We start from the raw sequence: 11,507 nt of genomic DNA, 5'->3' as shown, positions 1-11,507 counted from the left end.
GCCCGCCGGGGGGCGGGCACCGGCTCCGGGTATGTCGGCCATCAGACGCCCTGTGCCTGCAACCACAGCTCCAGGAGTCCGAGCTGCCACAGTGCGTTCGCTCCCAGGGTGGTGCGATGCTCGTCCGGTGCCGCGAGCAGCTTGTCGACGTACGGCTGGTCGAACAGGCCGCGTGACCGCGCGGCCTGCCCGGTCAGCGCGTCCCTGACGAGTTCCAGGAACGGGCCGTGGATGTGCCTGATGGCGGGGACCGGGAAGTAGCCCTTGGGCCGGTCGATGATCTCGGCGGGCAGCAGCCTGCGTGCGGCGTCCTTCAGGACGCCCTTGCCGCCGGAGGCGAGCTTGAGCTCGGGAGGGCAGGCCGCCGCCAGCTCGACCAGCTCGTGGTCGAGGAACGGGGTCCTGGCCTCCAGCCCGAAGGCCATGGTCATGTTGTCCACCCGCTTGACCGGGTCGTCGACGAGCATGACCTCCGTGTCCAGGCGCAGCACCGCGTCGAGCGCGGTGTCGGCGCCGGGCGCCGCGAGGTGGTGCCGGACGAACTCGCCGCTGACGTCCCGCTCCAGCATGTACTCGGGCGACAGGATTCCGGCCAGCGTCCCATGCGAGCGGTCGAAGAACTCCTCGGCGTACGTGACGGCCGCGTCCTCGCGCGACACGCCGGCCAGCGGCGGGTACCAGCTGTAGCCGGCGAACACCTCATCGGCGCCCTGGCCGGACTGGACCACCTTGACGTGCCTGGAGACCTCCTGCGACAGCAGGTGAAAGGCGACGCAGTCGTGGCTGACCATCGGCTCGCTCATCGCCCGCACCGCGTGCTCCAGGGCGGGCAGCAGGCGGGTGTCGTCGATGGGGATGCGGTGGTGGTCGGTGCCGAACTCACCGGCGACCAGGTCGGAGTAGGCGAACTCGTCGCCCCGCTCCCCGCCCGCCGCGGAGAACCCGATGCTGAAGGTCGACAGGCCCGTCTGTCCCTCCCCGGCCAGCAGCGCGACGATCAGGCTGGAGTCCAGGCCCCCGGAGAGCAGCACACCCACCGGCACGTCCGCGACCATGCGCCTGCGCACCGCCACGCGCAGCTGGTCGAGCACCGCCTCGCGCCACTCGGAGGAGGACAGCCTCGCGCAGCCGGGCAGGGCCGAGCGGGTGTAGGGCGGCTGCCAGTAGCGGCGGTCGGTGACGGTGCCGTCGGGCTCGACGGTGCGCACGGTGGCCGGAGGGAGTTTCCGCACACCGGTCAGGATGGTGCGCTCGACCGGCACCACCGAGTGGAAGGTCATGTAGTGGTGCAGCGCCACCCGGTCGATGCCGGTGTCCACTCCTGTTCCGGCGAGCAGCGCGGGCAGCGAGGAGGCGAAACGGAGGCGATCGGCGTCCTGGGAGAGGTACAGGGGTTTTATACCGAGGCGGTCGCGGCCGAGGGTCAGCCGGCCGGTGTCCCGCTCGGCGACCGCGAAGGCGAACATGCCCTTGAAGTGGTCGACGCAGTCGATCCCCCAGCGGTGGAAGGCCTTCACCAGCACCTCGGTGTCGGAGGTGGAGAAGAAGCGGTACCCCTGGCCTTCCAGCTCCTCGCGCAGCTCACGGTAGTTGTACAGGCACCCGTTGAAGACCGCGGTCAGGCCGAGGGCGCTGTCCGTCATCGGCTGGGCACCCCGATCCGACAGGTCGATGATCTTCAGGCGCCGGTGGCCGAGCGCGATGGGTCCCAGCGACCACAGGCCCGACCCGTCGGGACCCCGGTCGCTCATCACCTCGCTCATCCGGGCCACCGCGGCGACGTCCGCGGGACGGCCGTCGAACCGGATCTCACCGCTCAGACCGCACATCGGCACCCCCCGGTGACCTGCCCACCCCGAAGCCGGGCGGATTCAGCCCTGAGATCACACATCGGCGGCCCCTCCCGGCAGCCAGGTGTCCTTGGAACCGCCGCCCTGGGAGGAGTTGACGATCAGGCTGCCGACCGGTGCGACGCGGGTCAGCGCCGCCGGCGGCACCGTCGCCGTCTCCCCGAGGCAGACAAAGGCCCGCAGGTCGACCACGCGCGGGCTCAGCCGCTCCCCGTCGAAGGTCGGATGCGTCGACAGCTGGACCGTCTCCTGGGCGACCCATCCCTGGGGCGCGGCGAGGATCTTCTCCCTGACCCTGCCGAGCTCCTCGGCGGACGCCTCGGGACCGACGACCACGCCCTGGCCGCCGAACCCGTCCACCGGCTTGACGACCAGCTCGGCCAGCCGGTCGAGCACCTGCTCGCGGTCCACGGCGTCGCGGCACAGGTAGGTGGTGATGTTGTCGATGAGCGGCTCCTCACCCAGGTAGTACTCGATGAGGCGGGGCACGTACCGGTACAGGCACTTGTCGTCGGCGACGCCGTTGCCCGGCGCGTTGGCCAGGACGAGCGCGGAGCGTTCGACGGCGTCCATGATCTCCGGCCCCAGGGGGCCTTCGAGCAGCTCGTTCTCGTTGACCCGGCGGTAGAGCACGTCGATCCTGCGCCCCGCGGCCTCCAGATGACCGTTCCTGATCTCCAGGTCGGCCGGGACCACCAGGATCGCCCCCATCTCCTCGGCGAGCATCTGGTGCTCGTAGTAGGCGGAGTCGTCCGGTCCCGCCGAGACCACGGCGATGGCCGGCGAGTCGACCGTGCCCGCCGCGAGCAGTGCCTCCCGCAGCGTCCGCAGGCTCTGCCGCGGATCGGCGATCCCCTCGCCGGGGACGAGTTCCGGCAGCAACTCGGCCATCAGGTGCCTGTTGGTCACCGCGTATCCGAGGCCGGAGGGCACCCGCAGGTTGTCCTCGAGCACCGCCCAGCGGCCGACGTGGTCGCGGACCAGGTCCAGCCCGGCCACGGCGCAGCGCACGGTACCGGGCGGCACCCTCCGCCCGTGCTCGCGGTAGCCGGGGGACTCGTCGACCACCCAGGCGGGGAGCACGCCGTCCCCGATGATCTCGCGCTCGCCGTACACGTCGCGCAGGAACGCCTCCAGCGCCCGCACCCGCTGCGGCAGTGCCCGCTGGATCTCGGCCCACTCGCCGGGCGGGACCAGCCTCGGGACCAGGTCGAACGGGAAGATCCGGCCCTCGCTCCCGCCCTCCACGTGGAAGGTCATGCCGTTGCGACGCTGGTAGCCGTCGCGGAGCCTCGCCCTGCCACGTAGGCCGCGGGCGCCCAGGCGGTCCAGGACCCGCAGCACCGGCTGGTAGGACTCGCGTACCGTGCCCTCGATGATCGCCTCGTCGCCGGGGGCGTCGTAGCCGTCGAGGAGGCTGGTGTGCATCCTCGGCGTCGGCCCGCCGAAGGCGGTCTCCCACTCCTCGGACCGCGTCTCGGCGATGACGAGGTCGACCACGTCGGCCAGCCGGCCGTCGCGGGCGAACGCCTCGCGCTGGCGGGCCGAGGAGCTTCCCCGCGCCAGCGACTCCCGGACCAGGGACGTGACGAGCTCGATGTCGCCGGACTCCTCCAGCTGTGGCCGCAGGCCGTCCACCATCCTCCAGATCACCTCGGCGGCCGGGCCCGGGGTGCCCTCGACCGGGTCGACGAGCTCGCCCTCCAGCCCTGAGCGCGCCGCCCGCCACGTCGCGGCGCGGACCATCTCCAGCCGGACCGAGCGTTCGGGGCCGTGCTGCACCGCGTCCAGCTCCCTGGCCACCAGCGCCCGGAACAGGCCGGCGATCAGCACGATGTCGCCCACCCTGGGGCAGGCGTCGCACACCCTCAGCTCGATGGTGGGCAGGTGGGCCGAGGGCCGGATGTCGAAATAGATCATGCCGGGGTCGGTGATCACACCGGAGCTCACGAGCTCCCGCACCACCTGGTCGTACTCGGCGGCCGACTCGAACCTGGCCACGGGCCCCGCGGTGGGCCAGCGCTGCCAGAGCAGCGGGCGGTAACTGGCGTATCCGGTATCGGCTCCCAGCCAGTACGGCGAGCTGGAGCTCAGGGCGAGCAGCGGGGGCAGCCAGGGGGCCAGGCGGTGGGCGACGGCCACCGCCAGGTCGCGATCCTCGACGTCGGCGTGGAACTGCGTGCCACAGATCAGCTGCTCACGGGTGAGCAGCTGATAGTCGGCGAGCATCTGCTCGTAGCGGGGGTCCGGGGAGATCTTCAGCGCCGCCAGGTCCACCAGCGGAACGCTCCCCGCCGCCACGATCCCGAGCCCGAGACCGTCCGCCGCCTGGATCACCGTGCGGCGCAGCGCGGTCAGGTCGTGCCCGAGGTCCTCCAGATGCATGAAGGGCCTGCTGTTGGCCTCCACCACCGAACGCTGCAGCTCGTGGGTGAACCGCTCCGCCGGTAACTGCTCCAGCAGAACACCTGCCCGTGGGACGAGGTGCCGGGTGTCGACGTCGACGACGTGGAACTCCTCTTCGACACCGACCGCGATCGGCCCCGCCAGACCCGCCATTTCATCACTCCTGAAGTACGCCGACTCACCGGGATTTTTGTCCTTTGCCCGAAAAAAGCAGTTCCGCACTTCATGGGCCGCTCCTGAGGGAAACGGAACCGTGAACTCACTCTCTGTGACCGGACGAGGCCCTCTCTCCCACGACCAGGAGGTCCCACCCCGTCCCGCGGGGCCGGGCATCACCCGGTCACCGGCGGGGAGCACGGGGACATCCGGCGAGGTTCCCTCGACGAAGGCCAGGGGAACGGCCGGAAAACCTCACCGAATCTCGGGTGGCTCCTCGGGCGACGGGCCGAAGGTGTCGGGAAAGGCTCGGTCTCCGAGCGTCTCCGGATCGTCCGGCGTGCCGGACGGATCGAGGAGGTGCCTCACCGGCGGCCTGTCGAGGAATGTGGAGACGGCCTCGACCACCCCCTCCCCCAGCGGACGGAACGCGTCGACCACCGCCTGGGCGGGCGGGCCAAGGCGGCTGCCGACCTCCTGGAGAAGATCTTCCAGCACCTGCGGCAGCGGCGGCACCGGCAGGCCCAGCTGGGACTTGGAGTGAGCCTTCTCCGGCGGCGTCCAGCGCATCGAGTCGTCACTCATGGCGAGCCATTCGTCGACGGCCCCGTCGATGGAATCGAGCACGTGATCGGAATCGTCTGGCATGGCGGCTCCCCTCCTGACCGGGATCCGATAAGACGACGGTACCTCGCTCCGCCGCCACCGGGCAGAGGCGGGTCGGCCGCGAAAGCCTCGCGGACGGCTTCCGGGCCATCCCATCCCCGGTACGGCGGCGGAAGCTCGATCATCAAAGCCCGCCAAACTGGCATAACCCCCTCAGCTGGGGGAATGAGCTGTCGGTGCTCTCTCAAACTCGTCCCGCCGGCGGGGACACGCTCACCTTCCTCGGCGCGATCATGCGTAACCCCCAGCAGCTGGGTGCGATCGCACCCAGCTCGAAGGCCGTCGCCCGCCTGGCCGCGTCGGTGGTCCCAGTCACTCCCGGAGCCGTGGTCGTCGAACTCGGCGCCGGCGGCGGGGTGATCAGCGACGCGATCCGCGACCGCCTGCCGTCCGGGGGGCGACAGCTCGCCGTGGAGGTCAACGAGGGCATGGTGAGCCATCTGCGACGCAGCAGGCCCTGGCTTGAGGTGATCGCCGCTGACGCGGGGGACCTGGGCAAGCTGCTGAGACAGGCCGGCCTGTCCCACGCCGACGCGATCGTCTCCTCCCTTCCCTGGACGCTGTTCGAGGAGGCGCGGCAGAGGCGCATCCTGGAGGAGATCTCGGCCTCGCTCATCCCCGGCGGCACCTTCAGCACCGTCACGACGCTGACCGTGCTGCCGCTACAGCGCTTCCGGCACTTCCGCGGCCTCATGGAGGACACGTTCACCACCGTCGAAAGCCTGGGCCCGATCTGGCGCAACGTGCCGCCCGCCCTGGTGTACACCGGGGTCCGGGCGGGTGAGCGGCCGGCGGAAGACGTCTCCGGCGAGCCGGGCGAGGGCTGACCGCCCGCCCGGCGGGCGGATCCTGACCACCTACCGCCAAGCTGCGTATAATCGTGATTATCATTTTCCACTTTTCGCCGTCGATGATCACATCACGGCTGCCGGCTTGGAGGATCTCACCATGTCATCCGCCCCGCTACGCCCGCAGAAGACCGCGATGCTGATCGCCCAGCGGATCGTCGCCGACATCAACCGGCGCGGTAACACCGTGGGCGACCGCCTACCTCCCGAGCGCATCATGCTCGACGAGTACGACGTGGGCCGTGGCACACTCCGCGAGTCCCTGCGCTTCCTCGAACTTCAGGGCGTCATCTTGCTCAAACCAGGGCCGGGCGGTGGCCCCATCGTCCAGCAGCCCGACGCCACCAGCCTGGCCACGGCGCTCACGCTGCTGCTGCAGTTCTCGAACGCACCATTTCGCACGATCGCCGAGGCGCGCACCGGCCTCGAGCCGATGATGGCGCGGCTCGCCGCGGAGCGGATGAGCGACGAGCGACTTGCGGATCTGAAGTCCAGCGTCGACAACATGCACGAGCACCTGGACGACGAGGCCGTCTTCCTGGACGAGAACAAGCGCTTCCACGACATCATCGCCCACGGCTCGGGCAACGCCATGTTCGGCTACATCGTCGACGCGCTGCTCGGGATCCTCGACGGCTCGGCGATCGGCATCGATTACCCGGAAGTACGCCGGTCCGCGGTGCACAAGGCACACCTGAAGATCTACGAGGCCATCGCCTCGCACGACCCGGCCGCCTCCTCCGAGGCGATGGCCGAGCACATCGACGCATACGTCAAGTACGCCGAGCGCAAGTTCCCCGAGGTGCTCGCCGCACCGATCGTGTGGAACAACATGTAACGATGTTCTCGCGGCTCCGGCGTCCTTGACTCTCCACACCCGGACGCAGGACCGCCGTGCGCCTCCTTGCTCCCCCCTCGCACCGAAACACCTCCCGCTCTCGTGGCGTCGGAGCTCACCGTGCCGGAACCACCGGATCGGCGTTGAGTTCATGCGGCGCCGCCGCAGGATCCTTGAGCACAAGGCCGATATTAGGTTAGATTGATAATCATAGATTGATTTTCTGTCAGCCTTGACCACCTGCCCGGCACGGGCGTGACACGAAGGGAGCGCGATGTCTGCCATCGAAGTGGAACAGCGCGGTTCGGCGGTCTGGATCCGGATCAACCGGCCTGAGCGTCGCAACGCCTATGACCTCGACATGGCGAGGGCCATGATCGCAGCGGTCGAGGACGCCGGTGAGGCCGACGCCGTGGTGATCACCGGAAGCGGGGGCTCATTCTGCGCCGGTGGCGCACTGAACCAGCTCGGTGAGCCGGACCCCCAGCAGCTGCGCGCGCTGTTCACCACCTCACTACGGCTCGTCGACGCGATCCGCGCCTGTCCCCGGCCGGTGATCGCCGCCGTCGACGGAGCGGCCGCCGGTGGCGGCAACGAACTCGTCGTTGCCTGTGACTTCGCGATCGCCACCTCTCGCTCCACTTTCGGGCAGACCGGCCCAAGGGTCGGCTCGGCTCCGGTGCTGGGTGCCACCAACCTGCTCGCCGTGCAGATCGGGGAGAAGCGGGCGAAGGAGATGGCGATGCTCTGCCGGCGTTACACGGCCGAGCAGGCGCTGGCCATCGGCCTGGTCAACGAGGTCGTCGGTGACGACGGGCTCGATGACGCCGTCGAGCGATGGCTTGCCGAGATCCACCGGCTGAGCCCGCGCTATCTCGAGATCACCAAGATCAGCTCGAACCAGTGGTGGAACCACTCCAAGGACAACATGAACTCCGGACTCGGGATGCTGATCCAGGCGATCGGCAGTGAGGACATGCTCGAGGGTGCCCAGGCGTTCCTCGAAAAGCGCAAGCCCGACTTCCGAAGCGACCGGAACGCCTCCACCATCGGCGGATAGGCTCACGGGTGATCTTCCGGTGCCGCAGCGCCACGTTTCCCGATCGCGAGGACTGGGCGCCGGCGGCCATGCGCGCCGCAACGCCGCCGAGCGCCCGAACCCGGTGCGGCTGAACGCCACGGACACTTCTCAGCGCCGACCGGAAGCCGGCGGCACGGCGCTACTCCCTCTGTGGCAGCAGGACAGTGGAGTCGACCTCGATCCGCTTGTGCGCGATGCGCAGGCCCGAGGGAGTCTCGACGCACACGTCCCGGTAGCACCCCGTCTGGAGTCGCGTCCTGCCGCGTTCGTGAAACACCGCCTGGAAGTAGGCGCCGGTCTGGATCATGCCGTTTGATCCAGGTTCGGCACGCACGTTGGAGATGAAGTGCCTACCGACCAGGATGGGCCGGCGGATATGGTCCCGGTACACGTCGAGGAATCCCTCACCCCGCGCCCGATGGCCGAAGCGGATCCCGACGAAGCCGACTGAGGTGCCACTGAATCGCCTTACATTCCGGCGAATAATATGCATCAGGCCACACGCCGCTACGGCGAGGCAATAGAAGCGGCACGCCTTTTCAAACAGACGGTTGGCAGTCTGCGGCCATCGACAACCGGGCGGAGGACCGACAGCCTGCACGCCCCGGACGCGCCGGCGAATCCCCGGCCGACGTACGGGCTCACCCGGCGACCAGGATCCGCCCTGCCCCGTCCGGCGGCACATCCCGTCCACGCCTCTCGGTCACAAGGCGGGCACCGCTCTCCATTCCTACTTATCATGAACATTGTTATCCTTAAAGAGAGCCTGACATGAAGTTGTTTCCGCCGCCGGAGGACTCTCGATGACCACAGCAGCAGAGCTGCACTCGCCGCCCGCCTTTCCGCACCTCTTCTCCCCCCTGCAGGTGGGGACGATGCGGCTGCGCAACCGCGTGATGCTCCCGCCTCACGCCTCGGCGATCGGGAACATCTACGGCACCGATGACGACGCGGCCCGCAACATCGCCTACTTCGAGCAGCGCGTCCGCAACGAAGGCGTCGCCTGGGTCGGCAGCCTGTCGACCCATGTGAGGAACACCCTGATCCCGGGATTCGAACCGACGGGGGTCGGGGCGGCGACGACGGGATTCTTCCGCCTCCCGTTCTTCGTCGATCGGGTCCAGCAGTTCTGCGACACGATGCACTCGAACGGCGCGACGGTCACGGTCCAGATGGTGCACCAGGGCGGCATGCCACACGGCGCCTCACACGTGATGAGCTCACCGGTCATCAACCTCATGCCGCACGTCATGGACCAGGACGACATCGACGCCTTCGTCGAGGAGTACGCCTACTCCGCCAAGCTCTCCATGGACGGGCGCGCCGACGGCGTCGAGCTCCACCTCAACCATGACGACCTCCACGAGTGGTTCCTCTCCCCGCTCACGAACCGGCGCGAGGACAAGTACGGCGGATCGCTGGAGAACCGTGCTCGGTTCGCCGTCGAGACCATGCAGGCGATCCGCGCGGTCATCGGCACCTCCATGACTCTCGGGATCCGGCTCAACATCCGGGAGGAGGCGCCCGGCGGTTACGACGTCGGCGGCGGAGTCGAGCTGGCCCAGTACTTCGAGTCGACCGGCCTCATCGACTACGTCCACGGGGTCATCGGGTCGCCCTGGGGCAACCCGAGCTATATCCAGCCGACGTACTTCGATCCCGCGCAGTGGTCCGAGCTGGCCGGAGAGCTCAAGCGGAGCATCTCGCTCCCCGTCATCCACACGGGCAGGATCAACAGCCCGGAGGTGGCCGAGCAGGTGCTCGCGGCAGGACACGCGGACGTCGTCGGCATGGCGCGGGCCCACATCGCCGACGGGGAGCTGCTCCTGAAGGCACGCGAGGGCCGCCTCCTGGACATCCGCCCGTGTGTCGGTGGCAACGAGTGCATCAGCCGTCGCTACGTCGAGGGGCTCGGCTTCGGATGCGCCGTGAACCCCCGGACGAGCCACGAGGTCGAGGACCCCTGGCCGAAGACACCCCGTCCCCGTACCCTGCTCGTCGTCGGCGGTGGACCTGCCGGCATGGAACTCGCGGCTCTGGCCCGCGAGGGCGGTCATGACGTCACCCTGTGGGAGGCGGGCGACGAACTCGGCGGCCAGCTGCGATATGCCGCGATGGCACCGCGGCACGAGATGTACGGCAAGTACCTCGAGTGGCAGCGGCGCCGTCTGGCCGGCCTCGGCGTCACCGTCGAGCTCGGCCGTCGGGCCACGGTCGGCGACGTCGTCGCCACCGCCCCCGACGTCGTCGCCGTGGCCACCGGGGCGACGCCCCGCACACCGGCGATCCCCGGAGCCGAGGGCGGCAACGTGCTCGACATCCGCGACGTCCTGGCCGGTCGGGTGAGACCGGGAAAGCGCGTCCTCGTCATCGCCCAGGATGATCACGTCCCACCGCTCTCGGTCGCCGACCACCTCTCCTGCCGCGGGCACGAGGTGACACTCACCTACGCCACCCAGGGCCCCGCTCCGCTACTCGGGCGATACATCATCGGAGGCATCCTCGGTCGCCTCGACGCGCAGGGGGTCCGGATGCGCTTCATGGAGGAGGTCGTCACGATCCACGACTCCACGGTCGAGACCCGGAACGTCTACTCTTCGCGTACCGAGACGGTCGGGGAGTTCGACTCGATCGTCCTTGCGTGCGGTGGTGTGTCCGATACCGCCCTGTACGACGACCTCAAAGGCAGGCTGCCCGAGGTCTACATCCTCGGCGACGCCTACGCCCCTCGCCGGCTCGTGTTCGCGACGAAGCAGGCCCATGCCCTCGCCGAATTGCTCGTCCGCAGCCGCGGCTGACCCGAGCACAACGTTCAGATAAATATCAAAGGAGAAAATGACATGCTGCTGAAGGACAAGGTCGCACTCATCACCGCGGGAGCCTCCGGCATGGGCCGGGCCGCCGCGGAGCGATTCGCCCAGGAGGGTGCGCACGTCATCGTCGTCGACGTCAACGAGGCCAACGCCAAGGAGACCGTCGCCGCCATCGAGGCCGCGGGCGGCACCGGCACCGCCGCGATCGTTGATGTCCGTGACCTCACCGCGCTCAAGGCCCTCGCGGATCAGGTTCAGCGGGACCACGGCGCCCTGCATGTGCTCTACAACAATGTCGGCATACCCGGCGCCGCCGGCCTCGACCTCACCGAGGAGGAATGGAACACGGGGCTGGAGATCAACGCCAGGGCGGGCTTCTTCCTCAGCGGCTACCTCACCGAGGCGCTCAAGGCGGCCAACGGCGCGTCGGTCATCTTCACCTCCTCGACCTCCGGCCTGATCGGTTCGCCCTTCAGCCCGATGTACTCCTTCACCAAGGGTGGCATCATCGCGCTGGTGCGTTCCATGGCGCTCGCCTGGGCCGCCGACAACATCCGCGTCAACGCCATCGCACCCGGCTCGGTCGAGACGCCGGGCCTGCCGGGCTTCTTCCGGACCGACGACCCCGCCGAGATCGAGGCCCGTAAGGCCGCCTTCTTCGCGACGATTCCGATGGGCCGGGCCAGCCAGCCGGATGAGATCGCCAAGGTCGCGCTCTTCCTCGCCAGCGACCTGTCGAGCTATGTCACGGGCGTGACGATCCCCGTCGACGGTGGCATCACGGCGAAGTAGCCGACCGCGTGCTCATCGCGAAGGCGCCCTCCCCCTGGAGATCGGAAGAGCACACGA

At 69.1% G+C, this 11,507-nt stretch carries 9 protein-coding genes; 5 read left to right on the top strand and 4 right to left on the bottom strand.

Annotation, left to right across the window (positions count from 1 at the left end; genetic code table 11):
* Nucleotides 1–41: 41 nt before the first annotated feature.
* The 3 genes from ABZU75_RS41995 to ABZU75_RS41985 all read right to left on the bottom strand — a co-directional run bounded on the left by ABZU75_RS41995 (nucleotide 42) and on the right by ABZU75_RS41985 (nucleotide 5,060).
* Entirely contained in the window at nucleotides 42–1,829 is a 1,788-nt protein-coding gene (locus ABZU75_RS41995; RefSeq protein ID WP_355567560.1) for an N-acetylglutaminylglutamine amidotransferase, read from the bottom strand.
* A gap of 54 nt (nucleotides 1,830–1,883) precedes the next feature.
* On the bottom strand, nucleotides 1,884–4,409 hold the full coding sequence (locus ABZU75_RS41990) for a carboxylate--amine ligase/circularly permuted type 2 ATP-grasp protein (protein WP_355567557.1): 2,526 nt from the start codon (nucleotides 4,407–4,409) through the stop codon (nucleotides 1,884–1,886).
* A gap of 258 nt (nucleotides 4,410–4,667) precedes the next feature.
* On the bottom strand, nucleotides 4,668–5,060 hold the full coding sequence (locus ABZU75_RS41985) for a hypothetical protein (protein ID WP_355567554.1): 393 nt from the start codon (nucleotides 5,058–5,060) through the stop codon (nucleotides 4,668–4,670).
* A gap of 194 nt (nucleotides 5,061–5,254) precedes the next feature.
* On the opposite strand from ABZU75_RS41985, the gene ABZU75_RS41980 reads away from it, so the two are divergent.
* From ABZU75_RS41980 to ABZU75_RS41970, 3 genes are all read left to right on the top strand, one after another.
* A complete protein-coding gene (locus ABZU75_RS41980) occupies nucleotides 5,255–5,905 on the top strand; it encodes a methyltransferase domain-containing protein (protein WP_355567551.1) in 651 nt (216 codons plus the stop codon).
* A gap of 121 nt (nucleotides 5,906–6,026) precedes the next feature.
* The gene (locus ABZU75_RS41975; RefSeq protein ID WP_355567548.1) at nucleotides 6,027–6,764 is read left to right on the top strand and encodes an FCD domain-containing protein; all 738 of its coding nucleotides are present in this window, start codon (nucleotides 6,027–6,029) and stop codon (nucleotides 6,762–6,764) included.
* A 274-nt stretch (nucleotides 6,765–7,038) separates the two neighbouring features.
* On the top strand, nucleotides 7,039–7,824 hold the full coding sequence (locus ABZU75_RS41970) for an enoyl-CoA hydratase/isomerase family protein (protein WP_355567546.1): 786 nt from the start codon (nucleotides 7,039–7,041) through the stop codon (nucleotides 7,822–7,824).
* Between the two features lie 160 nt (nucleotides 7,825–7,984).
* On the opposite strand, the gene ABZU75_RS41965 is transcribed toward ABZU75_RS41970, so the two are convergent.
* The gene (locus ABZU75_RS41965) at nucleotides 7,985–8,236 is read right to left on the bottom strand and encodes a hypothetical protein (protein WP_355567543.1); all 252 of its coding nucleotides are present in this window, start codon (nucleotides 8,234–8,236) and stop codon (nucleotides 7,985–7,987) included.
* A gap of 412 nt (nucleotides 8,237–8,648) precedes the next feature.
* Here ABZU75_RS41965 and ABZU75_RS41960 point away from each other — a divergent pair, with 412 nt between their 5' ends.
* On the top strand, nucleotides 8,649–10,643 hold the full coding sequence (locus ABZU75_RS41960; RefSeq protein ID WP_355567540.1) for an FAD-dependent oxidoreductase: 1,995 nt from the start codon (nucleotides 8,649–8,651) through the stop codon (nucleotides 10,641–10,643).
* 42 nt (nucleotides 10,644–10,685) lie between these two features.
* Complete coding sequence (locus tag ABZU75_RS41955) at nucleotides 10,686–11,450, top strand: SDR family NAD(P)-dependent oxidoreductase (RefSeq protein ID WP_355567537.1); 765 nt, start codon at nucleotides 10,686–10,688, stop codon at nucleotides 11,448–11,450.
* Nucleotides 11,451–11,507 lie beyond the last annotated feature (57 nt).

Source organism: Streptosporangium sp. NPDC005286 (assembly GCF_040607515.1).
GTDB lineage: Bacteria > Actinomycetota > Actinomycetes > Streptosporangiales > Streptosporangiaceae > Streptosporangium.
This window is presented reverse-complemented; position numbering and strand designations above follow the sequence as displayed.

Coding starts and splice junctions, on each gene's coding strand:
- ABZU75_RS41995 (WP_355567560.1), bottom strand. CDS start 1,829: ATGTGCGGTCTGAGCGGTGAGATCCGGTTCGACGGCCGTCCCGCGGAC.
- ABZU75_RS41990 (WP_355567557.1), bottom strand. CDS start 4,409: ATGGCGGGTCTGGCGGGGCCGATCGCGGTCGGTGTCGAAGAGGAGTTC.
- ABZU75_RS41985 (WP_355567554.1), bottom strand. CDS start 5,060: ATGCCAGACGATTCCGATCACGTGCTCGATTCCATCGACGGGGCCGTC.
- ABZU75_RS41975 (WP_355567548.1), top strand. CDS start 6,027: ATGTCATCCGCCCCGCTACGCCCGCAGAAGACCGCGATGCTGATCGCC.
- ABZU75_RS41970 (WP_355567546.1), top strand. CDS start 7,039: ATGTCTGCCATCGAAGTGGAACAGCGCGGTTCGGCGGTCTGGATCCGG.
- ABZU75_RS41960 (WP_355567540.1), top strand. CDS start 8,649: ATGACCACAGCAGCAGAGCTGCACTCGCCGCCCGCCTTTCCGCACCTC.
- ABZU75_RS41955 (WP_355567537.1), top strand. CDS start 10,686: ATGCTGCTGAAGGACAAGGTCGCACTCATCACCGCGGGAGCCTCCGGC.